The 25,511-nt window shown below is 74.3% G+C and carries 21 protein-coding genes; 9 read left to right on the forward strand and 12 right to left on the reverse strand.

All coding sequences use genetic code 11. The features are described from left to right. The first annotated feature begins 57 nt into the window (after positions 1-57). Genes pdhA through HNP84_RS50980 form a run of 3 tightly spaced genes read left to right on the forward strand, consistent with a single transcriptional unit; the run spans position 58 to position 4,183 of the window. The gene (gene pdhA / locus HNP84_RS04985) at positions 58-1,182 is read left to right on the forward strand and encodes a pyruvate dehydrogenase (acetyl-transferring) E1 component subunit alpha (RefSeq protein ID WP_185048162.1); all 1,125 of its coding nucleotides are present in this window, start codon (positions 58-60) and stop codon (positions 1,180-1,182) included. Further along, complete coding sequence (locus HNP84_RS04990) at positions 1,179-2,156, forward strand: alpha-ketoacid dehydrogenase subunit beta (protein WP_185048163.1); 978 nt, start codon at positions 1,179-1,181, stop codon at positions 2,154-2,156. Before pdhA ends, HNP84_RS04990 begins: the two co-directional genes overlap by 4 nt. Then, entirely contained in the window at positions 2,153-4,183 is a 2,031-nt protein-coding gene (locus tag HNP84_RS50980; RefSeq protein ID WP_221335870.1) for a 2-oxo acid dehydrogenase subunit E2, read from the forward strand. The genes HNP84_RS04990 and HNP84_RS50980 overlap by 4 nt, the downstream gene beginning before the upstream one ends. 76 nt (positions 4,184-4,259) lie before the next feature. Here the strand turns inward: HNP84_RS50980 and HNP84_RS05005 are convergent, their stop codons facing one another. Beyond that, entirely contained in the window at positions 4,260-4,865 is a 606-nt protein-coding gene (locus HNP84_RS05005; RefSeq protein ID WP_312923791.1) for a TetR/AcrR family transcriptional regulator C-terminal domain-containing protein, read from the reverse strand. 81 nt (positions 4,866-4,946) lie between these two features. Between HNP84_RS05005 and HNP84_RS05010 the strand changes: the two genes are divergently transcribed. The 3 genes from HNP84_RS05010 (at position 4,947) to HNP84_RS05020 (ending at position 8,192) form a co-directional block, all read left to right on the forward strand. Further along, a complete protein-coding gene (locus HNP84_RS05010) occupies positions 4,947-6,383 on the forward strand; it encodes an FAD-dependent monooxygenase (RefSeq protein ID WP_185048164.1) in 1,437 nt (478 codons plus the stop codon). Positions 6,384-6,582: 199 nt separating this feature from the next. Beyond that, on the forward strand, positions 6,583-7,203 hold the full coding sequence (locus HNP84_RS05015; RefSeq protein ID WP_185048165.1) for a DJ-1/PfpI family protein: 621 nt from the start codon (positions 6,583-6,585) through the stop codon (positions 7,201-7,203). A gap of 68 nt (positions 7,204-7,271) precedes the next feature. Further along, complete coding sequence (locus tag HNP84_RS05020) at positions 7,272-8,192, forward strand: TolB-like translocation protein (RefSeq protein WP_185048166.1); 921 nt, start codon at positions 7,272-7,274, stop codon at positions 8,190-8,192. Here the strand turns inward: HNP84_RS05020 and HNP84_RS05025 are convergent. The 8 genes from HNP84_RS05025 to HNP84_RS05060 form a co-directional block, all read right to left on the reverse strand. After that, positions 8,178-9,332 (reverse strand): sulfite oxidase, encoded by a 1,155-nt coding sequence (locus HNP84_RS05025; protein WP_185048167.1) that lies wholly within the window; start codon positions 9,330-9,332, stop codon positions 8,178-8,180. The two genes, HNP84_RS05020 and HNP84_RS05025, sit on opposite strands and share 15 nt — an antisense overlap. 316 nt (positions 9,333-9,648) lie before the next feature. Continuing rightward, the gene (locus tag HNP84_RS05030) at positions 9,649-10,818 is read right to left on the reverse strand and encodes an aminotransferase class V-fold PLP-dependent enzyme (RefSeq protein ID WP_185048168.1); all 1,170 of its coding nucleotides are present in this window, start codon (positions 10,816-10,818) and stop codon (positions 9,649-9,651) included. A gap of 70 nt (positions 10,819-10,888) precedes the next feature. Then, positions 10,889-11,866 (reverse strand): L-histidine N(alpha)-methyltransferase, encoded by a 978-nt coding sequence (gene egtD / locus HNP84_RS05035; RefSeq protein WP_185048169.1) that lies wholly within the window; start codon positions 11,864-11,866, stop codon positions 10,889-10,891. Between the two features lie 420 nt (positions 11,867-12,286). Beyond that, a complete protein-coding gene (egtC, locus tag HNP84_RS05040) occupies positions 12,287-12,991 on the reverse strand; it encodes an ergothioneine biosynthesis protein EgtC (RefSeq protein ID WP_185048170.1) in 705 nt (234 codons plus the stop codon). Then, a complete protein-coding gene (egtB, locus tag HNP84_RS05045) occupies positions 12,991-14,325 on the reverse strand; it encodes an ergothioneine biosynthesis protein EgtB (RefSeq protein WP_185048171.1) in 1,335 nt (444 codons plus the stop codon). Before egtB ends, egtC begins: the two co-directional genes overlap by 1 nt. After that, positions 14,322-16,613, reverse strand: a complete 2,292-nt coding sequence (locus HNP84_RS54740) for a glutamate-cysteine ligase family protein (RefSeq protein ID WP_281396019.1) — start codon at positions 16,611-16,613, stop codon at positions 14,322-14,324. Before HNP84_RS54740 ends, egtB begins: the two co-directional genes overlap by 4 nt. Positions 16,614-17,418: 805 nt before the next feature. Continuing rightward, positions 17,419-17,793 carry an anti-sigma factor family protein gene (locus HNP84_RS05055; protein WP_185048172.1) on the reverse strand — a complete coding sequence of 125 codons (375 nt, stop codon included), beginning with the start codon at positions 17,791-17,793 and terminating at the stop codon, positions 17,419-17,421. A 127-nt stretch (positions 17,794-17,920) separates the two neighbouring features. Then, positions 17,921-18,580: an RNA polymerase sigma factor gene (locus HNP84_RS05060; protein ID WP_246517809.1), complete on the reverse strand. Its 660-nt coding sequence runs from the start codon at positions 18,578-18,580 to the stop codon at positions 17,921-17,923. 103 nt (positions 18,581-18,683) lie between these two features. Between HNP84_RS05060 and ligD the strand changes: the two genes are divergently transcribed. Beyond that, positions 18,684-19,676, forward strand: a complete 993-nt coding sequence (ligD, locus tag HNP84_RS05065; RefSeq protein WP_221335871.1) for a non-homologous end-joining DNA ligase — start codon at positions 18,684-18,686, stop codon at positions 19,674-19,676. An 80-nt stretch (positions 19,677-19,756) separates the two neighbouring features. Here the strand turns inward: ligD and HNP84_RS05070 are convergent, their stop codons facing one another. Then, positions 19,757-20,494: a fasciclin domain-containing protein gene (locus tag HNP84_RS05070; RefSeq protein ID WP_312923807.1), complete on the reverse strand. Its 738-nt coding sequence runs from the start codon at positions 20,492-20,494 to the stop codon at positions 19,757-19,759. A 144-nt stretch (positions 20,495-20,638) separates the two neighbouring features. After that, complete coding sequence (locus HNP84_RS05075) at positions 20,639-21,658, reverse strand: LysR family transcriptional regulator (protein ID WP_185048174.1); 1,020 nt, start codon at positions 21,656-21,658, stop codon at positions 20,639-20,641. Between the two features lie 216 nt (positions 21,659-21,874). Here HNP84_RS05075 and HNP84_RS05080 point away from each other — a divergent pair, with 216 nt between their 5' ends. Next, positions 21,875-23,074, forward strand: coding sequence for an MFS transporter (locus HNP84_RS05080; protein ID WP_312923810.1), 1,200 nt, complete (start codon positions 21,875-21,877; stop codon positions 23,072-23,074). On the opposite strand, the gene HNP84_RS05085 is transcribed toward HNP84_RS05080, so the two are convergent. After that, entirely contained in the window at positions 23,064-23,870 is an 807-nt protein-coding gene (locus HNP84_RS05085; protein ID WP_185048176.1) for an SAM-dependent methyltransferase, read from the reverse strand. The two genes, HNP84_RS05080 and HNP84_RS05085, sit on opposite strands and share 11 nt — an antisense overlap. 114 nt (positions 23,871-23,984) lie before the next feature. Between HNP84_RS05085 and HNP84_RS54745 the strand changes: the two genes are divergently transcribed. Then, positions 23,985-25,496, forward strand: coding sequence for a serine/threonine protein kinase (locus HNP84_RS54745; RefSeq protein ID WP_185048177.1), 1,512 nt, complete (start codon positions 23,985-23,987; stop codon positions 25,494-25,496). The last annotated feature ends 15 nt before the right edge of the window (positions 25,497-25,511 follow it).

Here is a 25,511-nt window from a genome sequence, read left to right on the forward strand (position 1 = left end):
GTCTCGACTCCCGGCCCGAACATAGTCATCCGCATCCCTATATGTCCACAATCAGGCATGCCGTCCAGAAAATCGGGTGTTCCCGGACACGAATTGCTGCCGAGCCCGCAGCCCCTCGGGCTCATCGACCCCGACGGGAAACGCACGGCGTACCGGGGCCATCCGCTGCCGCCGCCCGAGGTTCTGCGCGAGCTGCACCGGCGGATGGTGATCGGCCGCCGCTTCGACCGGCAGGCCGGAGCGCTCACCCGGCAGGGCAGGCTCGCGGTGTACCCCTCCTCCCACGGGCAGGAGGCGTGCCAGATCGGCGGCGTGCTCGCGCTCGGCCCCGGCGACTGGCTGTTCCCCACCTACCGCGACAGCGTGGCCCTGCTCACCCGGGGCATCGACCCCGTGGAGGTGCTGACGCTGCTGCGCGGCTCCTGGCACAGCGGCTACGACCCCTACCGGTACAAGACCGGCCCCCAGTGCACCCCGCTGGCCACCAACGCCCTGCACGCCGTCGGGCTCGCCGACGCCGCCCGCAGGCGCGGCGACGACGTGGCGGTGCTGGTGCTGATGGGCGACGGCGCGACCAGCGAGGGCGACGCGCACGAGGCGTTCAACTTCGCCGCCGTGTACGGCGCGCCGGTGGTGTTCCTGATCCAGAACAACGGCTGGGCGATCAGCGTGCCGCTGGAGAAGCAGAGCAAGGCCCCCACGCTGGCCCACAAGGCCGTCGGCTACGGCATCCCCGGCCGCCTCGTGGACGGCAACGACGCCGCCATCGTCTACGCCGTGGTGCACGACGCCCTGGAGAAGGCCCGGGGCGGGGGAGGGCCGACCGTGGTCGAGGCGGTCACCTATCGCATCGAGGCGCACACCAACGCCGACGACCCCACCCGCTACCGGGACGACGAGGAGGTCGCCGCCTGGCGGCGGCGCGACCCGATCGACCGGATGGAGGCGTACCTGCGCGGCAACGGCCTCATCGACGACGCGGCCCTCGACGGCGTGCGGGCCGAGGCCGAGGAGGTGGCGGCGGGCGTACGGGAGCGGATGCGGGCCGACGACCACGTGGCCCCGGCCGAGCTGTTCGCGCACGTCTACGCCGAGCAGACCCCGCAGTTGCGCGAGCAGGCGGCCCTGCTCGCCGCCGAACTCGCCGCCGACGCCGACGTCGATCAGGAGGTGCCGGCATGATCGCCACCATGGCCGCGGCGCTGAACGCCGCACTGCGCGACTGCCTGCGCGAGGACCCCTCGGTGATCGTCTTCGGCGAGGACGTCGGCCCGCTCGGCGGCGTGTTCCGGGTCACCGACGGCCTGGCCCGCGAGTTCGGCGAGGAACGCTGCTTCGACACCCCCCTCGCCGAGTCGGGCATCGTCGGCACGGCGGTCGGCATGGCCATGTACGGCCTGCGCCCGGTCGTGGAGATGCAGTTCGACGCCTTCGCCTACCCGGCCTTCGAGCAGATCGCCTCGCACGTCGCCAAGATGCGCAACCGCACCCGGGGCCGCGTCGCGCTGCCCATGGTCATCCGCATCCCGTACGGCGGCGGCATCGGCGGCGTGGAGCACCACTGCGACTCCTCCGAGGCGTACTACACGCACACGGCGGGGCTGCGCGTGGTCACGCCCGGCACGCCGGCGGACGCGTACTGGATGCTCCGGCAGGCCGTGGCCTCGCCCGACCCGGTGGTGTTCCTGGAGCCCAAGCGGCGCTACTGGGCGCGGGGCGAGGTCGATCCGGCCGTCCCCGGCACCCCCATGGACCGGGCCGTGGTCCGGCGGGAGGGCACGGACGTGACGCTGCTGGCGTACGGGCCGATGGTGCAGACCGCCCTGGAGGCGGCCGAGGCGGCGGCCGAGGAGGGCTGGTCGGCCGAGGTCATCGACCTGCGCAGCCTGTCGCCCTTCGACGACGAGACCGTCACCGCCTCCGTCCGGCGCACCGGCCGCGCGGTCGTCGTGCACGAGGCCCAGTCCTTCTGCGGCTACGGCGCCGAGGTGGCCGCCCGCGTCACCGAACGCTGCTTCCACCACCTGCACGCCCCGGTCCTGCGGGTCGGCGGCTTCGACATCCCCTACCCCCCGCCCGCTCTGGAGGAGCACCACCTGCCCGGCGTGGACCGCATCCTCGACGCCGTGGCCCGGCTGCAGTGGGAGCACGCATGACCGAGTTCCGCCTGCCCGACCTGGGCGAGGGCCTCACCGAGGCCGAAGTCCTCACCTGGTTCGTCGCGGTCGGCGACGTGGTGGAGGTGGACCAGACCGTCGTGGAGGTGGAGACCGCCAAGGCCGCCGTCGAGGTCCCCATCCCGTACGCCGGCGTCGTCACCGCCCTGCACGCCACCCCCGGCACGGTCATCCCGGTCGGCCACCCCTTGATCACCGTCACCCCGCAGGCGTACGCGAACTTCCACGAGCCCTCCGTGATCACCCCCTCCTCGCCCCCGCTGGGAGAGGACGAGGACGGCCGGCCCGTCACGGGCGACGGCCGACCGCCCACCTCCGGCGAGGGGGCGCTGGCTCCGGGTGGCGGGCCGTCCGCTTCCGGTGAGGGGGCGTCGGGTCCGAGTGGCCCGGTGTCCGTTCCTGGCGAGGGGGCGCCGGGTCCCGGGGACGGCGCGCCGGTTTCCGGTGAGGGCGTGCCCGGTCCGGGTGGGCGGGCGTCCGCCTCCGGGCCGGGGGCTTCGGGACCTGGTGGCCAGGCGTCCGCCTCCGGTGACGGGGCCTCGGACCAGGACGCGTCTGGCAACGTGCTGGTGGGCTACGGCACGTCCGGCGCGGGCTCGCGCCGCCGCGCCGGCCGCCGCCGGGCGCGAGCCCTGACGGCCAGGCCGACCTCGGCACCACCGCCCGCCGGGCCGTCTTCGGTGCCACCGGCCGCAGGGCCGTCTGTCGGGCCGTCTTCGGCACCACTGACCGCAGGGCCTGCCACCGGGCAGTTCTCGGCACCATCGCCCTCGGTTCTCACCGCCGGGCCGTCCTCGGCTCCTTCGCTCTCCGGGTCCTCCGCCGTGGCGCCGTCGGCTTCACCCGCTTCCGGGGCCACTGTGGCGCCACGGCGCGGGGTGATCTCGCCGTTGGTGCGGCGGATGGCGGCCGAGCACGGCCTACGGGCCGAGGACCTGGAGGGGTCCGGACCAGGCGGGCTTGTGGTGCGCCGGGACGTGGAGGCCGCCATCGCGGCGCGCCGCGATGGCGCCACCGCGCCCGGCCCGCTCGCCCTCGCCCCCGGCGCACCCACCGAGCCCGCGCCGGCATCGCCGGTCGCGGCCACACCGCCCGCCGCCGCCATGCCGGGGGCCCACGTCTCCGCGCCCACACCCACGCCGACGGCAACGCTCGGGATCACGGCGACGCCCGGGGACATGTCGCTTGCGTCGGACGCGGCCCCCGCGCCCGCGCCGGCCGTGCCCGGCGTCGCGGCGACCGCCGGGCCGGGCGTGCCGGCCTCACGCCCGGTGCCGTCCACCACCTCCTCTGACACGGCCAAGGGCGCCGTGGGCGGGACCCGGGTGGCGTTGACCGGGGTGCGGCGGGTGATGGCCGAGCGGGTGGCGCGGTCGCGGCGGGAGGTGCCCGAGGCGACCGTGTGGGTGGACGTGGACGTCACCGACCTGCTCGCGATGCGGGCGCGGATGAACGAGGCGGACCCGGGGCGGCCGGTGAGCCTGCTCGGGCTGCTCGGCAGGTTCTGCGTGGCGGGGCTGCGTGCCCATCCGGAGCTGAATTCCTCCGTGGACGCCGAGCGCGAGGAGATCGTGCTGCACGACGCGGTGCACCTGGGGTTCGCCGCGCAGACCCCGCGCGGGCTCGTGGTGCCCGTGGTCCGCGACGCGGGCAGGCTCTCGGCCCGGGAGCTGACCGCCGAGGTGCGCCGACTGGCCGAGGCCGGGCGGGAGGGGGCGCTCGGGCCGGGCGACCTGACCGGCGGCACCTTCACGGTCAACAACTACGGCGTGTTCGGCGTGGACGGCGCCGCCCCGATCATCAACCACCCGGAGGCCGCCATGCTGGGCGTCGGCCGCGTGCTGGACCGGCCGTGGGCGGTGGACGGCGGGCTCGGCCTGCGCAAGATCGTTCAGCTCACGCTGGTCTTCGACCACCGTGTGTGCGACGGCGGCACCGCGGGCGGGTTCCTGCGGTTCGTCGCGGACTGCGCCGAGCGTCCGGACCTCGCGCTGGCCGATCTGTAGCCGATCTCTGACCGGTCAGGGGCGTTCCCTGGCCGGTCAGAGGTGTTCCCTGGCCGGTCGGGGCGTTCCCGGCCGGTCAGGGGCGTTCGCGGAGCGGGCGGGAGATCAGGTTCAGGCCGAACTCGAACCGCTCCTCGAACGTCCCCCCGGCCAGGTGGCCGAGCACGCGGGCCAGCGCCGGGTGCGCGTCCGCGGTCACCGCCGTACGCAGGACGTCGCCGACCGCGGCCGGCGCCCCCTGCTCCTCCTGGGTCAGGCCGAGGGTGAAGTAGACGGCCGTCCAGGTCGTCCAGGCGGCCTCGCGTTCGTCCAGGCCGCACTCCAGCAGCGTCTCCACCATGACCTCGGCCGCGCGCAGCGTGTGCTCCTCCGCCGCGTACGTCCCCGCCACCACCCTCGCCCCGTCGCGGAAGGCCAGCAGCGCGCGGCGGTAGCGGCGTACCAGCTCTGTGAACCGGTCGGCGGGGGCGGGCGGCAGGTCGTCCAGCGGGATCCGGGCCATGATGGCGTCGGCCATCAGCTCCAGCAGCCGCCCCTTGGTCTTGACGTGCCATGACACGGTGTTCAGCCGCACGCCCATGCGCTCGGCCACGGCGCGCAGGCTGACCGCGTCCGCGCCGCCCTCGTCGAGCAGGTGGAGCGCCGTCGTCACGATCTCGCCCCGGCGCCGCTCGTTCGCCACCGATTCCCCCCATCTCTTGGTTGCCGACCAAGAATATCCGGGGCACACTGTTGGTCACTGACCAAGAGATCGGAGGTCGCGATGGAAGACGTGATCGTCGTCGGGGCGGGACCGGTCGGGCTGTGGCTGGCGGCCGAGCTGCGCCGCGCGGGCGTGCCCGTCCTCGTGCTCGAACGCGCCGAGGCCCCGAGCCCGCACTCCAAGGCGCTCACCCTGCACCCGCGCATGATCGAGCTGCTGGCCATGCGCGGCATGGACAAGGCGTTCCTGGACGAGGGAATCGTGATCCCGACCGGGCACTTCGGGCTGCTGGACACCCGGCTCGACTTCCGGCCGCTGCCGACGCGCCACCCGTACACGCTGTTCTTCCCGCAGGCCCGCACCGAGCGGTTGCTGGGGGAGCGCGCGATCGAGCTGGGCGCCCGGGTGGTGCGCGGGCACGCCGTCACCGGGCTGACGCAGGACGCCGACGGCGTGGAGCTGAGCGTGACCGGCCCGGACGGGCCGTACGTCGTCCGCGCCCGCTATGTGGTGGGATGCGATGGCGCGGGCAGCACCGTGCGCGGCGCGGCGGGCATCCCGTTCCCGGGCACCGGCTCGACGGTGTACGGGTTCCTCGGTGACGTCCGCCTGGACGACCCGCCGCAGGCGCCCGCCCTGTCGGCGCACACCACCGAGGGCGGGGCCATGATCGTCGGGATGCCCGACGGCTACCACCGCATCGTCGGGATCATGCCGGAGCAGCCCGACGGCGCCGGCACCGAGCTGACCCTGGACGAGCTGCGCGCCAAGGTGGTGCGGGTGCTCGGGCGCGATTTCGGCATGCGCGACCCGGCCTGGTTGTCCAGGTTCGGCAACGCCTCGCGCCAGGCGGAGGCGTACCGGGCGGGCCGGGTGCTGCTCGCGGGCGACGCCGCGCACATGCACTTCCCCACGGGCGGCGTCGGGCTCAACGTCGGGGTGCAGGACGCGATGAACCTCGGCTGGCGGCTCGCCGCCGTGGCACAGGGCCGCGCCCCGGAGAGCCTGCTCGACGGCTACCACGCCGAGCGCCACCCCGTCGGCGCGGAGCTGATGCTGAACAGCAAGGCGCAGACGGCGCTCATGACCGCCTTCACCCCGGAGGGGCAGGCGCTGCGGGCGCTGCTCGGCAAGCTGGTCGCGGCCCACCCGTCGCTCTCGCTGGACCTGGCGTCCAGGCTGGCCGCGCTGAACGTCGCCTACCCGCCCGCCGACCCCGGCGCCCACCCGCTCACCGGCGCCCGCGTGCCCGACCTCGCGCTGCGCGACGGCCGTACGGTCTACGGGCTGCTGCACGAGGCCCGGCACGTGCTGCTCGACCTGGGCGCGGGCGCCGCGTCCATGCCGCCCGAGGTCGCCGGCTACGCCCGTGACCTGGGCACGGCGACGTACGAGGGCGGGCTCGCCGAGGACGCGCCACAGGAGTGGCGCGCGGTCGGCGCGGCCCTGATCCGCCCCGACGGCCACGTGCACTGGGCCGTCGCCGCGTCCGGTTAGTCCGCTCTCACCTACACCGCTCTCCTTGTGGGGTATATGTCGTTGACGCCGTCTCGGGCACCCGGCGAAGCTGGGGGCGAGCCCGTCGAGACCGGGGGCCGCGGCAGGGCTCGGCGCCGCTGAGAACCCGCGCCGCGTCCGCACCCGCGCCTCGGCGTGCCGCCTCCGGCCGCCGCGACCGATTCCGCAGGGAGCACTCATGACGACCTATGGACTCCTCCTCTTCGACGGGGCGGAGGAACTGGACTTCACCGGGCCGTGGGAGGTGTTCACGGTCTCGGCCATGGTGCGGCAGAAGACCGGCGCCTCCGACCGCGCCGTGCTGATCGCCGAGCGGCCCGACCCCGTACGCTGCGCCAAGGGCATGCGGGTGCTGCCCGACCACACCCTCGCCGACCACCCGCCGCTCGATGTGGTGCTGGTCCCCGGCGGCGTCGGCACCCGGCGCGAGGTGGACAACCCGGTCGTGATCGAGTGGCTGGCCAAGACGGCCGCCGCGGCGCAGTGGGTGACCAGCGTGTGCACCGGGGCGCTGCTGCTGCACCAGGCCGGGCCCGCGCGGGGGCGGCGGGTCGCGACGCACTACTCCTTCGAGGACACGCTGGAGGCCCGCGGCGAGGTCACCGTCGTCCGCGACGCCCGCTACGTCGTGGACGGCTCCCTGGTCACCAGCCAGGGCGTCTCGGCCGGGATCGACATGGCACTGTGGCTGGTCGGCCGCCTGCACGGCCGTGACCACGCCCGCGCGGTGCGCCGCTACATCCAGTACGAGCCCGCGCCGCCGTATCTCGCCGACGAGCCCCTGCCCGGCGCCTCCTGAGTCACTTCGGCAACCTTTTCCCCCGAGATCGCGTCCAACCTGCTGGACATCGATCTCGGGAGATTTTCTTGAAGCATCGCACGCTCACGTGCCTGGCGCTCGCCACCGCCGCGGCCCTGGCCGCCGCGCCGTCCGCCACCGCCGCCGCGGTGGCCGTGCCGTCCGCCGCGACCGCGGCGCCGGCGCCGCTGACAGGCGCGGCCGTCTACGCGACGTACACCAAGGGGTACAAGGTGGCCCGATACCAGCCGGGCACGGGCTGGCGCACCCTCGCCGCACCCTCCGCGACCGGCCAGTTCGCGGCCTCGCCCGACGGGAAGAAGGTCGCGTGGGTCACCGACGGCGGGCGCCTCGTCGTGCGCCAGGGCGGCAAGGTCACCACGGTGGCGCAGGGGCTCACGGCGGGCGTGCCGTGCCTGACCCCGGTGTGGTCGCCCGACTCCAGGCGGCTGGCGTACGTCGTGGGCGGCAAGGCGGAAAAGCAGGTCGTGACGGTGGTCAACGCCGACGGCACCGGCGAGCGCGACGCCGGCTCCACCACCGGCGTCTGCCACCTCGCCTGGTCCGCCAACGGCCGCTACCTCGCCGGGTTCGCCGGCACCACCGAGGGCGTCTACCGTCTCGACCTCACCACCCGCAGGTCGGTCAAGGTCAAGGGCGTCACCCTGGCCAACCACGTGCAGGGCCTGTCGCCCGACGGCCGCAAGGTCATCGTGAACCTGCTCGGCCGCGACGACCCGGGCGGCGACGGGAGCTGGCCGACCGCGTTCAAGCCCGCGATCGTGGACGCGGTGACCGGCGCGCGGCAGCCGATCGGCGTGCGCGGCACCCTGCTCGGCGCGTTCTACCTGCCCGACGGCAGGCTCGTCGTCCGCGTCGCCGGGGCCTCGCGCAACACCCTCGTCGTCCTGTCGGCGGCGGGCAAGACGCTGCAGCGCATCCCCGAGCCCGCCGCCGCCAAGAACCAGGCCCTGCTACAGGTCCTCTGACCCGAGCGGTGCCTCGACCGGGGTGCCGGCCGGCACGCACACCACCGGCACCCTCTGCACCGCGTTGTTGGCGAACCCGCCCCGGTTCCACGGCTCCTCCTCCGGCTGCACCGTGCCGTCGGCGGTCACCGCGCGCGCCGACAGCTCGTGCCGCCCAGGCCCGGCCGTCCAGTCGAACCGGAACCGCCGCCACGCCCACGGGTGCGTCCCGCCGTCGCCGTCCAGCTCGGCGGGGGCCCAGCTCAGCCCGCCGTCCACACTGACCTCGACCCGCTCCACCGGCGCCTCGCCCGACCACGCCCGCCCCTCCAGGCGTACGGGGCCGGGCCGGACGATCCTGGTCCTGGACATGAAGTCGGGGAACCCCGGCGGCACCAGCAGGGCGCGCGGCCTGATCCTGGTCACCGGCTCGCCCTCCTCGCCGGCCTCCTGCCGCAGCCGGTACGCCACCGCCTGCTGGAACCCGGTGAACGGCTCGTCGGTCACCGTGATGTCGCGCAGCCACTTCACGTTGGTCATGCCGTACCAGCCCGGCACCACCAGCCGCAGCGGGTACCCGTGCTGCGGCGCCAGCGGAGCCCCGTTCATCTCGTACGCGAGCAGCACCTCCTCGCGCATCGCCTCGGCCACCGGCAGGCTGCGCTGGTAGTCCTGCTCCACGCCCCGCTCGACCCCGTGGTCGGCCCCGGTGAACACCACCTCGGCCGCCCCGGCCCCGAGCCCGGCCGCGCCAAGCACCTCCCGCAGCGGCACCCCCGTCCACTCCGCCGTCCCGACGGCCTCCACCAGCCACGGCTGGCTCACCGGCCGCGGGTCCAGCCGGGCCCGCCCGTTCCCGGCGCACTCCATCGTGACCCGCACGGTACGCCGCGGCATCGCCCGCAGCGCCGCCAGATCCAGCACCAGCGGCTCCCCGACCAGCCCGCCCACGGCCAGCCGCCAGGCGTCCGGGTCGAGCATCGGAATGTCATAGTGGATCAGCAGGTAGTGCAGCCCCAGCGGCGTCACGTCGTACCGCATCGCCTCCAGCGGCATCCCGTGGTTCCGCGCCGCGAGCGCCAGCTCCTCCAGGCTGATCCCCTCATCGACCTCCGCGACCCGCCCCGGCCCGCTGATCTCCCCCAGCCCTGATTCCGTCATCCCCCCAGCATGCCTCACCCCGCCTCCCCGACTCCTCCCGCCACCCATGCCCCCTCACCGCCCCCCTGAGACCGGCCTATGCCCCCCGGCCGCCGGACCCGCTGCTCGTGATCTTGTCCGTCCGCTTCCGCCGCGCCGCCCATGAACCTCGCCACTCGCCCCGGTCCCTGCACGCGTGCGCCCTGGAGAGGGTCCGGTGGATCCTCCAGAAGGCGGAACGGGGATGCCGGAACCTGCGGAAACGCGTCGGCCTCCCGCCGCCGCCACCACGGCTGCGTGTGGGCGGCGGGTGCGGTGGTGACCGCCATGCCCCCGCCTACCGCACCGCGTGCGATCGGGCGGCGAGTACGCGGGCCAGGGCGCGCAGGTCGTCCTCGGTGGCGCCCAGCGGCGGGCTGACGCGCAGCACGGGTGTGGCCAAATCGGCCGGGGCTCGGGCCACGGGTACGGACGCGATGCGCAGTGACGCCTCGGCGGCGCGGGCCCTGGCCTCCTCCACCGCCGCCTCCGGGTCGGGGGTGTCCGGGGGCGGCAGCAGGGTGACCAGCGCCGAGGGCTCGTCCGGTGGCTCACCGGCCCGCCAGCCGCCGGCGCCGTCGAGGATGTTCCGGGCCATGGCGCCGAGGCCGGCCAGCCGGGCGTGGACCGCCTCCGGGCCGAGCCGCAGGTGATCGAGCACCGCGACCTGGAACCCCGCCCGTGCCGCGACCGCGGTCTCGGAGGTCTCGTACCTGGCCGCGCCCGCCAGCGGCACCGGGTCGGCGGACAGCAGCGCCGCACGCCGGGAACCGGCATCGTCGTCCGGCGGCCAGGTGTACCCGCCGAGCGCGGGGACGGCGGCCTGCATCTCCGCGTCCGCGGGCCCAGGCATGATCAGAAACCCGACGCCGCGTGGCCCGCCGAGCCACTTGCGCGAGGTTCCCACGTACGCCGTCGCCCCCGCGTCGCCGACCGGCACATGCCCGAGCGACTGGCACACGTCCAGCACGCACGGCACCCCGGCGGCCCGGCACAGCCGCCCCACCTCGGCCACGGGCTGCACGACACCCCGGTGCGAGGCGATGTGCGAGAGCACCACCAGGTCCAGCCGGCCCAGCATCGCGCCCAGCCCGTCCAGGTCCAGCCGTGCGTGCCCGTCCACCGGGATCTCGGCCAGCCGCCACCCCCGTGCGCGGGCGAGATGGCGCAGCAGCATGAGCGTGCTCGCGTACTCGCCCCGGGTCACCCCGACCACACTCCCGGCCGGCAACCGCCACCCTCCGAGCAACGCCCCCATGGCCGCCGTCCCGCTCTCCAGGAACGCGACGCCGGGAGCGTCCGCCGGGGGGCCGTGGCCGACCAGGGCGAGCAGGGCGGCGCGGGCGGGGGTGAGATCGGGGGCCGCCGCGTAGCCGCCGACCTCCTGCTCGTGGCGCAGGTGGTCGGTCATGGCCCGCACCACCCTGTCGGACGGCACGCTGCAACCGGCCGTGTCGAGAAACCTCATCGGCGATCCGCATCACCTTTCGCCGGCCGCCTCGGTGCCCTCCCCGGCGGGGAGGACGGTGGGCTGGGGCTCACGCCCGGGACAGGAGCAGGGCGAAGTCGCCCTCGGGGTCGGTGTAGGTCTGGTCGGGGGTGAAACCGGCCGCGGTGAGTTCGGCGCGCAGTCCGTCGAGGCGGAACTTGGCGCTGATCTCGGTGCGCATCTCCTCTCCCGCGGCGAACGAGACGCGCAGGTTCAGGGCGCGGACGTGGACCGCCATGGCGCGGGTCGCGCGCAGGCGCATCTCGATCCAGTCGTGCTGCTCGTCGTACAGCGCGACGTGCTCGAACGCGCCGGGCTCGAAGTCGGCGTCAAGTTCGCGGTCGATGACGTGCAGGACGTTGCGGTTGAAGGCGGCCGTCACCCCGGCCGCGTCGTCGTACGCCGCGACCAGCCGGCCCTTGTCCTTGACCAGGTCGGCGCCCAGCAGGAACGTGTCGCCGGGGCTCAGGGTGCCGCGCAGCTCCTTGAGGAACACCTCGCGGGCGCCCGGCGTGAGGTTGCCGATCGTGCCGCCGAGGAAGGCCACCATGCGGCGGCCGGTCCGCGGCAGCAGGGCCAGGTGGCGTTCGAAGTCGGCGCAGACCGCGTGCACCGCCAGGCCGGGGTATCGGGCGGCGAGCCGGTGGGCCGCGGCCTCCAGGGTGACCGCGTCCACGTCCACCGGCGTGTACGCCCGCAGCCCGCGCTCGGCGAGCGCGTCGAGCAGCAGCACGGTCTTCTCGCTGGTGCCCGAGCCCAGCTCGACGAGCGTGTCGGCACCGGATCGCGCGGCGATGGCGCCGGCCCGCTCGCGCAGGATGGCCAGCTCACGCCGCGTCGGATAGTACTCGGGCAGCCGGGTGATCTGGGAGAACAGCTCGCTGCCCGCCTCATCGTAGAACCATTTCGGCGGCAGCCACTTCGGCGACGCGGTGAGCCCGGCACGGACGTCGTGTTCGAGCGCCTTGCGCAGGTAGTCATCGTCGATGAGTCGGGTCAGGCGTACGGCTGCCTGGCTTGCGGGCACGGGGCCTCCTGGGTCGATGGTGGTCGCAGCGCCTTCGCCGACTGCTGCGTCCGGTGGTGTCGTGCCGGCCGGCGTGGTGCCGGCCGGTGTGGTGTGGGCGGTGTGGTGCTTGCAGGTGTGGTGCTGGCCGGTGTGGTGCGGGCGGTGTGGTGTTGTCGGGTGTGCTGCTTGCAGGTGTCGTGCTTGCGGTGTCGTCCCTTGTCGGTGTCGTGTTCGCCGGTGTCGTGTTCGCCGGTGTCCTCGGCGCGCGTGCTCCGGCACGGGGCCGCCCGTGCCGGGACCTCGCCGCCCGTGCCGGGACGGTGGGCCGGGACGGTGGGCCGCCCGTGCCGGGACGGTGGACCGGGACGGTAGGCCGCCCGTGCCGGCTCCGGCGCTCGGACGGTGGTGTGGGTGCCGGGGCCCTCGCCGCCCCCTCGGTCACAAGGGCTGGATGCTCAGGCCGTCGGGAGTGGCGAGGACGAGGCTTCGGTCGGGCACCGGCTGCCAGCCGGGGTCGTCGTCGAGCGGCTCGCTCGCCAGTAACGCGCCGTCGCGCTGGTGGAGGAAGAGCGTGTCGCCCCACGCGGTGGCCGCGACCGTGACGCCGTCGCTGGCGAGCAGGTTGAGCCGGGCCGCCGGATCCTTGGCGCCCGCGTGCGTCACGACCTCGGCGAGGGTCTCGCCGAGCGCCATCCCGCCGCGCAGCCGTACGAACGCCGCCGCCGCCAGCCAGGCGGAGTCGCAGGTGCTCTCGGCCCCCTCGGCGTAGGACGGGATGGTGTCGCGCGCCACCCGGCCGTTGTGACTGAGCAGCCACGGGCCGCTGGCGAACGGCGCGGTGGCGCTCTCCTCGATGGGCATGCCGACCGTCGCGGTTCGCACCGCGGCCAGCAGGCAGTGGGACCGGGCCACCTCGGCGAGCGCGGGCAGGTTGGCGTCGGTCCACATCGGCACCGCGCGCCGGTAGCGGACCGGCTCCGGACGGGCCGGGTCGTACCAGCCCATGCCGAAGCCGTCGGCGTTGACGGTGCCGTGCCGCTGACGGCGCGGGGCGTAGGACTGCTTGAGCAGGCCGTGCTCCGGCTCGTGGATGAGCGAGGCCAGGCTGCGCGGCGGGCCGAGCCAGGCCACGTGCCGGCACATCAGGCCCGCCCCGGGGTGATCGGGGCGCCGGCTTCCTCCGGAGTGGCCGAGCGGGCGCAGCGGAAGCCGCTGAAGATCTGCCGCCGGATGGGGTAGTCCCAGTTGCGGAAGGTGGTGCGCACCGCCGCCGGATCGGCCGCCCACGAGCCGCCGCGCAGCACCCGGTACTCCTGCCCGAAGAACACTTCGCTGTACTCCTTGTACGGGAAGCTGCGGAACCCGGGGTAGGGCTGGAACCACGAGCCCGTCCACTCCCACACCTCGCCGATCATCTGCTCGGCGCCGTAGGCGCTCGCCCCCCGGGGGTACGCCCCCAGCGGCGCCGGCCGCGCGGCCCGGTGGCCGAGATTGGCCAGGCCGGGATCGGGATCGGCGTCGCCCCACGGGTAGGTGCGGGCCCGGCCCGCGACAGGGTCCCAGCCGCACGCCTTCTCCCACTCGGCCTCGGTGGGCAGGCGCTTGCCCGCCCAGCGGGCGTAGGCGTCGGCTTCGTACCAGCTCACGTGCTGCACCGGCTCATCGGGCGGCACCGGCTCGGTGCGGCCGAAGCGGACACGCCACCAGGTGTCGCCGTCCCTGGTCCAGAACAGCGGCGCGGTGGCCCCGCTCTCCTGGTGCCACCGCCAGCCCTCCGGGGTCCACCAGCGCGGATCGTCGTACCCTCCGGCCTCGATGAACGCGGCGTAGGCGGCGTTGCCGACCGGCAGCCGGTCGATCCAGTAGGCGGGCAGATCGACCCAGTGGGCGGGGCGCTCGTTGTCGTAGGCCCACGGCAGGGTGCCGGTGCCCATCTGGAACCGGCCCGCGGGCACGAACACCTCCTCCGGCCCCCCGGGTCGGCCGGGCGGCAGCTCGCCGTCGCGGACCAGGCCGGGCTGCCGGGAGAGCTGCAGCGTGGCGAGCATGGTCTCGTCGTGCTGGTGCTCGTGCTGGATCACCAGGCCGAAGACGAACCCGGCGCGGCGCAGCGGGTCGGGCGCGTCCAGGTCGATGGTGTCGAGCACGTCGAGCACCCGGCCCCGCACGCCGGAGATGTACTCGCGCGCCTCCCTGGGGCCCAGGATCGGCAGCGACGGGCGGTCCTTGCGGGGGTGCTTGAACGCGTCGTAGATGTCGTCGATCTCGGGCCGCAGCGGCGTGATGCCCCCGGCCTCGCGCAGCACCCACAGCTCCTCGTAGTTGCCGACATGCGCGAGGTCCCACACCAGGGGCGACATCAGCGTGGAATGCTGCCGCAGCAGGATGTCGTCCTCGGCGTCGGTGTAGGTCAGGGACCGGTCGCGCACGGCGGCGAGGCCGGCCGCGATCCGTTCCTTGAGGTCGAGTTCGGTCATGGCGTTCCTTCCGGTCCGGAGGGAGAGACGGCGGCGAGCGCATGAGCGCCGGGATCGGGACGGCGCGGCCCGGCCCGTCCACGACCACGAGAGGCCGGGACGGCTGGAGCGGGTTGAGCGGAGGCTGCCTGGACAGAGGCTTCCTGGGTGGACGTTTGCAGGGTGGAGGCTTCCTGGGCGGAGGCTTCCTCGGCGGACGTTTGCTGGATGGAGGCTTCCTCGGCGGACGTTTCCTGGGCAGAGGTTTCCTGGGCGGAGGTTTCCTGGGAGGCACGGGCGGCCCGGCCGGCCGCGGCTCCCCGGACCGCCGGGCGCGGCGCGGCTTCCCGAGCAGCCGGGGCCGACAGGGCTTCCTGGGTGGCCTGGGCTTCCCGACTGGCCGGTGCCGACACGGTGTCCGAGGCCGTCGGAGCCGACAGGGCCTCCTGGGAGGCGAGGGCGGTCCAAGCTTCATGGGTACCCAGAGCGTCCAGGCCCTTCTGGGCCGCCGGAACCTCTCGCACTTCCCGGGCCGCCGGCGCGGCCGGGCCCGTGGGAGGGGCAGGGGCGGTGGCCTCGCTGGCGGGACGAGCGGAACCAGGCGGCGGCGAATTCACGCCCCCTGCTTCCAGTAGGTGGGGCAGGAGGCCGGACGGGGTGAGTCCGCCGTCGGCGGTGGACAGCTCGATCAGGGTGGCGGCGGGGGAGCGGCCGGTCCTGACGTAGCGGTCGGCGTAGTCGGCCACCATGCGGATCAGCTCGGGGCCCGCCCCCAACCGGGGCAGGGCGTCGAGAGCCGCCGCGAAGCACACTTCGGCCGCACGTCGCAGCCGCGGATCGGCCAGCCCGCATCGCGCTGCGTCCTGCCAGATGTCGGCCGGCGCACCCCCTGAACCGGGCCCCGTCGTTGGCGAGCCGGTTCCGTCGGGCGCGCTGATCGGGCGACCCGGCACGGCCGGTGCGCTGGCCGCACCGGTTTTGGTGGCCGCACCGGTTTCGGTGGTCGTGCCGATTTCGGTGGGGGTGCCGGCTGGGCTGAGCGCGGCGTCTGTATACGCCGTGCCGTTCCCGGTGGCCGTGGGCGTGGCGTCTGCGCGCGTTGCGCCGCCGTTCTCGATGACCGTGGGGCCGGTGTCTGCACGCGCCGCGCCGTTCTCGATGACCGTGGGAGCGGCGTCTGTGCTCGTCGCGCCGTTCCCGGTGGCCGTGCGGGTGGCGTTTTCGGGCGGGGTGGCCGTGTGGGGTGTCGTGGAGGGCGGGTCAGGGCTGATCCCATGGGCCTCGATGGCGGTCAGGGCGGTGTCGGCGGCGTGGTCGTCCATGATGAGGGCGTGGGTCACGGCCACGCAGACCGGCCAGAGCGACGGGTGCTGGGCGTCGAGGTAGCGGATCTCCAGCCAGCCCCGGGGGCGTACGGGCGGGAAGAGCGTGGTGGCGTGATAGGTCAGGTCGGCCAGGGTGGGCGGACGGCCGTGGCGGGCCGGGTCGGCGATCCAGTCGGCGAAGGTGGAGCCGTCGGACACCGGGACGTAGGTGAGGCCGTCAGGGTCGGGGGGTGCGGAGGCGTCGGCCGGGTCGCGGCGGAGCATGACGCGGGCGGCGAGGAGGTAGGCGGCCCAGCCTTCGGACGGATCGGCGGTGGCCGGGACGGGGGAGGTGCGGGTGGGGTCGAGGTGGGCCCAGACCTGCTGGCGGCCGGACATCCAGCCGGAGGGGCGGCCCTCGCGCAGGGGTGAGTTGGAGAAGGCGGCCATCAGCACCGGGCCGAGCAGGTGGGCGCGGCGCCAGCGCTCGGCGGGGTGGCCGCCGAGGTCGAGGTTGACCTGGATCGACGCCGTGGAGCACATCATCAGCGGCCCGTACGGCGGCGCGAGATACGCGGCCATCGCCTCGTAGCGCGGCAGGCGGAGCTGGCGGCGCGCCGGACGGACCGGGTCGAGCCCGATCCCGGCCAGCACGAGACCCGCGCCGTCGAGCGCGGCCCGCACGGCCGCGACGTCGCCGGCCAGGGCGGCGAGGGAGCCGGGCAGGGAGGCGGCCCGGCCGGAGAGTTCGAGCTGGCCACCGGGCTCGAAGGTGATCCGGCTGCCACCGGGCAGGGGCGTGACCGGGCGCAGCGCCTCGGCCAGGCGCGCGATCGGCACCTGGCGCGCCGGATCGGCGCGGTCGAAGACCAGGAACTCCAGCTCGGCCCCGACCCGGTCGGCCCCGGGGCCGCTCTCGCCCGCCGGACGAAAGCACTCGCGCGCGAACGCCTCCACCTGGCCCTGGCTGCGGATCAGCGCACCATCGGCCGCCGGACCCGACATCGGCTTCCCCCTTCGCCTGCTGCGCGTACGGATCTATAGATCCGCGAGCCGCGCGAGCGTTACGGAGGTCGCCGGGAAATCTCCCGTTGCCGGGAGATGAGGGGAAGCGCTACGGGAGGTTGCCGCGAGTGGTTGGGGTCGGGGTGGGGGCGGTGGTAGTGAGGAGCGCGGTGAGTGGGTGGGGTCTGGTGGGGGGCGGGTGTGGGGGGCGTGGTGAGTGTGCGGGGTCTGGTGGGGGGCGGGTGTGGGGGGCGTGGTGAGTGTGCGGGTTCTGGTGGGGGGCGGGTGTGGGGGGCGTGGTGAGTGGGTGGGGTCTGGTGGGGGGCGGGTGTGGGGGGCGTGGTGAGTGGGTGGGGTCTGGTGGGGGGCGGGTGTGAGGGGCGCCGTGAGTGGGTGGGTTCCGGTGGGCGGCCGGTGTGGGGGGCGCCGTGAGTGGGTGGGTTCCGGTCGGCCGCCGGAGTGGATGGGGGTGTGGCGGTGCGGGTGGGGCCGCTGGCTGGGGGTTTGTGGTGGCGTGGTGGATGGTTGCGTTCGAGGGGGCGTGAGTGGGTGGCGTTTCGGTCTGGGGTGAGGCCGGTCGGGTTGTGGTGCAGGCGCACGGGGCGAGGTGCGTGGCGCTCGCGCGGAAGACCTGCTCCAGCGCCACCTTGGAACACCCGACGCGTTCCGGAAGGCCGTCTCCGGCGACGGTGAGTGATGGCGAGTATGGTCGGGCCGCACCGCTGAGGGCCAGGGCGCATCCGGCGGGCGGGATCGTGGGCCGGGGCGGCGGGACGCGGTGGTGGTCAGCCGGGCGCGGTGGTGCTCAGTCCGATTGGGCTGCTGGGCGGTCGGAGTGCAGTGCGGGTGGGTGGGCGTGCGTGGTCTGCCAGCCGGGATGCGTCGCCGGCCGCTCCGGGGGCGTGGTGTCACGGTCGGGGGATTCGGGAGGCTTGGGGCGGGTGGCGCGGAAGGCGGCCAGGAGGGTGGATCGGGTGTGTTCGCTGAGCGTGGCCGGGGGCTCGTCGAACGGGAGGTGACCGAGTGCGTGAACGGTCATGCGGAACTGGTCCACGTAGCGGGCGCAGGGCAGGCATTCGGCCATGTGGTCCTCGAACCCGAGCCGCGCGGGCTCGTCCAGCTCGCGGTCCACGTAGGCGGTCGCGAGTTCGACCAGTTCCTGACATCTGAACCGCTTCACGATTTAGACCGCCTTACCTCACCGAGCTTGAACCGTTTCACTTGTCGAACCGCCTCGCCACGTCCAGCAGGGCCGTGAACCGCTTCACCCGTGTGCGCGGGTGCTCAGCGTTCACTTACGCGTTCATTTAAGCGGAACGTCTGGCCGTCTCGAAATACTCCTCAAGCCGGTCGCGGACCGCCGAGCGGGCGCGGTGCAGCAGGACCCGCTGGTTGGCCGGGGAGATCTCCAGGATCTCGCAGACCTCCTCCGACGTGCATCCTTCGATGTCGCGCAGCGTGATCACCGTACGCTGGCGGGCCGGGAGCGCGGCCAGCGCCGCCGCGATCTCGGTGCGTACCTCGGAGGCGAGGATCTCGCCCTCGGGGGCGGGCCACGCCGCGGGGACCTCCTTCCAGGAGCCGGGGAACGGGGCGTCGGCGTCGCGGAAGCGCGCTCCGTCGTGCGGCGATCCGCCGTCGCCGTCGAACGCGCTGCTCCACGGGACGGTGCGGCTCTCGCGCGCCCCCCGCTTCATGGCCGTGTTGACCAGGATGCGGTAAACCCATGTCTTGAGCGAGGAGCGCCCCTCGAAGGCGTCGATGCCGCGGATCACCGCAAGCCAGGTGTCCTGCACCACCTCCTCGGCCGAATCGCTGGTGGACACGTAGGACCGGGCCAGCCGCAGCATGCCCTGCGACCAGGTGTCCAGCATCGCCGCGAACATCGCCTCGTCGCCCGCACGTAGCGCCGCGACGACGGCGTCGTCCGTGGGCAACCCCACGATCGTCTCCTCCCGGTCGGGCATACCACTCATCATGGCACCGGCCACCGACACTTCCAGGGGGGTGACGCCATACCAGCCATGGGGTATATATCCCCATGTGGGGGGATTGCCGCCTTACAAACCCATGACGGCTCAGCTCGGCGAACTGCCGGGCGGAGACGCGTACGGGTACGAAATGAAGTGGGACGGCGTCCGCGCACTGGCGTACGTGGAGGGAGGAGCGGTCCGGCTCATCTCCCGCAACGCCAGGGACATCACCGTGGCCTACCCGGAGCTCGCCATGCTCGCGGGCGCGGTCGGCCGCCATGACGTGGTCCTGGACGGCGAGATCGTCGCCTTCGACGAGCGCGGGCGGCCCTCGTTCGAGGCGTTGCAACCCCGGATGCACCAGCGCCGCCCGGCGCGCATCGCCGAGCTGGTGCGGGCGGTGCCGGTGACGTACCTGCTGTTCGACGTGCTGCACGTGGACGACACGCCGTCCGTCGAGCGGGCCTACACCAAGCGGCGTGACCTGCTGGAGGGCCTGGTCAGTCCGGGCGCGCGCTGGCAGGTGCCGGTGTGGTTCCCCGGCGACGGCCACGACGCGGTGGACTTCAGCCGGCAGATGGGGCTGGAGGGCGTGGTCGCCAAGCGGCTGGACTCGCCGTACCGGCCGGGGCGGCGCAGCGCCGACTGGATCAAGGTCAAGAACGTCCGTACGCAGGAGGTCGTGATCGGCGGCTGGAAGCCCGGCGCCGGCCGCCGCGCGGGCATGATCGGGTCCCTGCTCCTCGGCGTGTACGACGGCGCCCGCCGCGCCGCACCGGGCGCCGCGTCGGCGGAGGGCGGCGTTCTGGTGTTCGCCGGGCACGTCGGCACCGGGTTCACCCAGGCCATGCTGCGCGACCTCGGCGAGCGCCTCGCCCCGCTGGCCCGGCCCACCTCCCCCTTCGCCGGGCAGGTCCCGCGCGAGCACGCCCGCGACGCGCACTGGGTCGAGCCGGAGCTGGTGGGCGAGGTCCAGTACGCCGAGTGGACCTCGGAGGGCTACCTCCGCCACCCCTCCTGGCGCGGACTGCGCGCGGACAAGATGCCGCGGGACGTCCACCCCGAGATCCCGCCGCCGCTCGCGAGCTGAACCCGCGCTCCTGGAACGCGAGGACCCGCCGGCCCTGATGGCAGGCCGGCGGGTCCGGGTGCTCGTACGGCTCGTCGCGGTCAGGGCATGAGGACCTTGTCCACGAGGTAGAGCGTGGCGTTCTGGGTGGTGATGCCACCACAGGAGATCTTGGCGTCGCCGTTGACGGTGAAGTCCTCACCGGAGCCGGTGACGGTGAGCTGGTCGCCGCCGAGGGTGTCCAGCGGGCCCGCGGTCAGGCTGTCCTTGTCGATCTTCCCGGTGACGACGTGGTTCTCCAGGACCCTGGTGAGCTGACCCTTGTCGGCCATCAGCTTGCTCAGGTCTTCCTGCGAGATGTTCTTGAAGGCCTCATCGGTGGGCGCGAAGACGGTGATGTCCTGCTCGGAGTTCAGCCTGTCGGTCAGGCCGGCCGCCTGGATGGCCTTGGCGAGCATGGAGAGCTGCGGGCTCTCCTCGATGGCGGTGCCGACCGGCTGGCCGGACATGTTCTCGACGCTGCCCGGCCCGGACGTCGGCAGGTTGGCGCAGCCGGGGCCGAACGGGGCCGCGGCGGGTCCGGTCGGCGACTCCGTGGGCGTGGCCGTCTCATCGGTGGGCGACTCCGGGGGCGTCTCCTCCGGGGACTCCTCCGGCGGAGGAGTCATGCCGTCGGTGGGCTCCTCGGTCGGGCCCATCTCATCGGTGGGCGCTGGCGTGGCGACGTCCGGCGGCGGGGTCGGGGTCGTGACGGCGGCGGACGCTTGGGCGAAGGGGGAGACCGGGGCCAGTGCCAGTGCGGCGAGGCCCGAGGCGAGAAGTGCAGTCCTGCTCTTCACGTGATTCTCCTTGACCGGGGTGCCGCCAGGTCCTGGCGAGCACATATCCAGTTCGCTCGCACTCGGCATGCCCTATATATCTGGATAAATCCCTCAGATGTGCATTTTTGACGACATAATGAAATTGGCGTTATAGGGGGAGATCTACTTCTCATCCTCCTCGTCCGGGGCCATGCCGTCCGGGACGAGGGCCGGGGAGGGGCGGGGGCCGAGGGGGAGGAATTCGGGGGCCAGGTCGGGGGATTCGGCGAGGATGAAGTCGCGGCAGGCGCGTACGGCCGGGGTGAGGCGTTCCGCGGCGCGCCAGCACAGTCCGATCGTGCGGAAGACCGGCGGTGACATGGGGATCTCGGCGACCAGCGCCGGGTCGGGGGGCGGGCTGGAGCGGGGGAGCAGGGCCACGCCGAGGCCCGCGGTGACCAGGCCGCGGATCGTCTCGGTCTCCTGGCCCTCGAAGGCGATCCGGGGGCGGAAGCCCGCCGCGGCGCACAGCTCGTCGGTGATCTGGCGCAGGCCGTATCCGCGTTCCAGGGTGACCAGATCCTCTCCGGCCAGTTCGGCGGCGGCGATGGTGGCGCGGCCGGCGAGGGGGTGGGAGGCGGGGAGGGTGACGACGAGCTCCTGCCGGGCCAGCGGGGCGGCGGCCAGCGCCGGATCGCCGGGAGGGGGCGGGGGCGCGACCAGCACCAGGTCCAGCTCCCCGGCGGCCAGGCGGTGCAGCATCTCGTCGCGCGCGCCCTGCACGAGGGTGAAGCGGGCGCGCGGGTTGCGCTCGCGGTAGCCGCGGACGAGTGAGGGCACCAGGGAGCGTCCGAGCAGGTGCAGGAAGCCGAGCACCACCCGGCCGCTCTCGGGGTCGATCTCCTCGTGGGCCTCACGGGCGCCCGCGGCCAGCACCGTGAGCGCGCGGGCCGCGGCGTCGGCGACGAGGTGCCCGGCCCGGGTCAGGCGCACGCCGCGGCCGTCCGGGACGACAAGCGGCGTGCCGACGGTCTCGCCCAGTGCGGCGAGCCGCCTGCTCACCGTGGGCTGCGGTACGCCGAGCAGCTCGGCCGCCCTGGTCACGTGCTGCGTCTCGCGGATCGCCGCCAGCAGGGCCAGGCCGGGCGCGAGCCGGGCGGCCACCCGCTCGTGCGGGTCCGCGGAATCCGACTCATACGTCATGGTATGAATTCTGGCAGATCGCGGTATTGGACGTATATGTCGGCGCGGCCTAGCGTCGGAGACGTGGCTGTGACCGAACTTCCTGCCGGTTCCGAGCGGGATTCCGGCCGGGATTCCGGGCGGCATGTCCGCCGGGCCTCCGGCCTCGGTGGCGATCGGGGCTCTGATCGTGGCGCTACCCCGGGCTCTGATCGGCGTACTGCGCGGCGGGTCGCCGTGGCGGTCGCGGCCGGGGGTATCGCGTCGTTCGCGCTGCTGTACGCCCCGCAGCCCGTGTTGCCGCAGCTCGCCGCGGACTTCCGGCTCGATCCCGGCGGTGCCTCGCTCGCCGTCGGGGTGGCCACCGGCGGGCTCGCGGTCGCGGTGCTTCCGGTCGCCGCGTTGTCGGAGATCGCCGGGCGCCGGCGGGTGATCCTGGCCTCGATGGTCGTGTCGGTGGTGCTGGGGTTGCTGCTGCCGCTCGCCCCCACCTTCGCGGTGCTGCTCGCCATGCGGGCGGGGCAGGGGGCGGCCATCGCAGGGTTCGCCGGGGTCGCGGCGGCGTACCTGGTGGAGATGCTGGGCCGGAAGGGCGTCGTCGCGGCCGTGGGAGCGATGATCGCGGGCAACTCGGTGGGCGGGATGCTGGGCAGGCTGGCCGCGGGGGCCGCCGCCGAGCCGGTGGGGTGGCGGGGCGCGCTGCTGCTCGTGGCCGTCGTCGCGCTCGGGTGCGGCGTGGTGACCCTGGTCGCGCTGCCCGCGCCGCGCGGGGTGCGCAGCGGCGGGGCCCGGCCGCGCGAGGTGGTGGCGGGGCTGCGCGCCGCCGCGGGCCGTCCGGTGCTGCTGGTCCAGTACGCGTTCGCCGCGCTCGGCATGGGCTCGTTCGTGGCCCTGTACAACGCCGCCGGGTTCCGGCTCACCGCGCCGCCGATCGGCCTGGCCCCGGCGCTCGCCTCGCTCGTCTTCCTCGTCTACGCGATCGGCACGGTCTCCTCCGGCACGGCCGCCCGCCTGGTGGCCCGCGTGGGCCAGGCGCGGGCCCTGATCGCGGCGCTCGCCGTCACCGTCGCCGGAGGGGCGCTGACGCTGCCGGACGCGCTGCCCGCGGTGATCCTCGGGTTCGCGGTGCTGACCGGGGGCTTCTTCGCGGCGCACACGGTCGCGAACGGATGGACGGCCGCCGCGGCCCCCGAGGGGGCGCGCGGCCAGGCGTCCGGCCTCTACACGCTGGCGTACTACCTCGGCAGCAGCGTGTTCGGCACCGCCGGGGGCGCGGTCTACGGCCGCTTCGGCTGGGCGTGGCTGATCGCGCTCACCTCGTCCTGGCTGCTGCTGGCGCTGCTCGCGGCGCTCGGGTTCCACCTGTGCACGGCGCGGCGCCGGACGCCGTCCCGCGCGGGGGAGGGGGACCCGCGCCGGGACGGTCTCAGCGGATGAAGCCGATGCCCGCGTACCCGTCCACGCCGGGCAGGGCGGGCAGGTCGTCCGGCTCGTCCCGCAGCCACTCGCGGGTGCGGACCAGGCCGGGCGGGGCCAGCTCGAAGCCGTCGAAGAAGCGGAGCACCTGGGCGTGCGTGCGCGGCGTGGGCAGGCCCGTGGCCGCCTTGGTGTAGACCGCGCGGCCCTCGGCCACCTGCTGCTCGTCCAGGTCGCCGCTGGTCAGGTGGGTCATCGCCAGGGCGCTGCCGGGCACGAGCCGGTCGCGCAGGGTGGCGACGATCCGCTCGGCGTCCTCCTGCTCGGGGATGAAGTGCACGACCGCCAGCATCAGCAGGCCGATCGGCTTGCCGAAGTCGAGGTGACCGGTGACCTCCGGGTTGTCCAGGATCGACTCCGGCCTGAGCATGTCGCCGTCCACCACGATCGTCTGCGGGTTGTCGGCCAGCAGCGCGCGCCCGTGGGTGAGCACGATCGGGTCGTTGTCCACGTAGACGATGCGCGAGTCGGGAGCCGCGGCCAGCGCGACCTGGTGCACGTTCTCCTGGGTCGGCAGCCCGGCGCCGATGTCCAGGAACTGGCGGATGCCGCTCGCGGCCATCTGCTGCACGACCCGCTTCAGGAAGCGCCGGTTCTCCTGGACGCCCTCCCTGACGTTGGGGGTGAGCTGAAGGAGCTTCTCGGCGGCCGCCCGGTCGGAGGCGAAGTTGTCCTTGCCGCCGAGGAGGAAGTCGTAGATGCGGGCAACGCTGGGTACCGTCGGGTCGATCCCGTGCGGCGCCTGTTCCGTGTCCATGCGTCAGCTTTCGGTACGTTGTTCGGTTGATCACAAAATAGTGGATCTGCCGGGCTCCGTGAGCCACTTGCTAGAGTTCCGATCAGCCGCGACCTTCCCGGGGGGACCGACGAGATGCCGCAGGCTCAGCCGCTGGAGCCGGGTGACCCGGCACGCCTGGGCGCGTACGAGATCGTCGGGCGCATCGGCTCGGGCGGCCAGGGCGTGGTCTACCTGGGCCGGGCCGCGTCCGGCGAGCAGGTCGCGGTCAAGCTGTTCCACGCGCGCCTGGACGGCGACCCGGCCGCGCGCGCGGGTTTCGCCCGCGAGCTGGAGCTGGCCAAACGGGTGGCCCGATTCTGCACCGCGCAGGTCCTGGACTTCGGCGTCGTGGGCGAGCGGCCGTACATCGTCAGCGAGCACGTGCCCGGCCCCTCGCTGCACCAGGTCGTCTCCGGCCAGGGGCCGGTGGCCGGCGGCGCCCTCGACCGCCTGGCCGTCAGCACCGCGACGGCGCTGGTCGCGCTGCACGACGCCGGCATCGTGCACCGCGACTTCAAGCCGCAGAACGTGCTGATGGGCCCCGACGGGCCCCGGGTCATCGACTTCGGCATCGCCAAGGCGCTGTCGGCGGCCGAGACCATGACCAGCGGGGTCGTCGGCACGCCGGCGTACATGGCGCCGGAGCAGCTCTCGGGCGGTGAGCCGGGGCTGGCCATGGACGTCTTCGCCTGGGCCTCCACCATCGCGTACGCCGCCACCGGCCGCCCGCCGTTCGGCAACGACGCGATCCCGGCCATCATCAACCGCATCCTGAACGGCGCCCCCGACCTCCACGGCGTCCAGGAGCCGCTGCGCGGCCTGCTGGCCGCCTGCCTGGACAAGGACCCGGCGCGGCGTCCCACCGCCCGCCAGATCCTGGACCACCTCGTACGCGGGCAGCCGGTCGCCCCCGCGTCCCCCCTCGTCACGACCGCCCCCGCGCCTCCGCCACGGCCGAGGGGCCGGGGACGGACGGTGGCGCTGGCGGCGGCCGTCGCGGCGGTGGTGGCCGCGGCGGGCGGCGCCGGGACCGCCACGCTGCTGGCCAGGAGCGGCGCCGAGTCCCCGATCGTCGCCCAGGGGGCCGAGACCGGCCGGGCTCCCTCGACCGGCGCGGCCACCACGACGTCCCCCGGCCCGTCCCTCACGCCGACGCCCTCGCCGGCGGCCGAGCAGACCGTCGCGATCCGCCCGTCCGAGGCCCGCAGCGAGAAGCCCCGGACCACGACCCGGCCTCCCGCCCCGCAGCAGGACGAGGAGGAGCCCGAGTCCAGCGCGCCGCGGTCCAGCCCTCCGTCCGAGGACTTCCCGACCGACCCGGCCGCCACCCCCTCGCCGCAGCGGCCGAAGCCCTCGCCCACGCCGACCCGCCTGGTCGAGCTGGGTGCCGGCCACTTCTCCGCCTACTGCGTCACACTGGGCTGGGAGTGGGTGGAGTACCGCGAGACGCCGCGGCCGGGCGCGTACTGCGTCAAGCGCAAGAACGACCAGACGATGTACCTCACCCAGGCCCAGCGCGACGACGGCTGCCGGTGGCGCTTCAAGGTCCCGAACGCCTTCCACCGGTTCAAGGGCAAGGCCAACTACTGCTACGTCTACCGCTGACCGCCGCCCGGCCGA

Origin of the sequence: Thermocatellispora tengchongensis (genome assembly GCF_014202315.1) — a bacterium.
Taxonomy (GTDB): Bacteria; Actinomycetota; Actinomycetes; order Streptosporangiales; family Streptosporangiaceae; genus Thermocatellispora; species Thermocatellispora tengchongensis.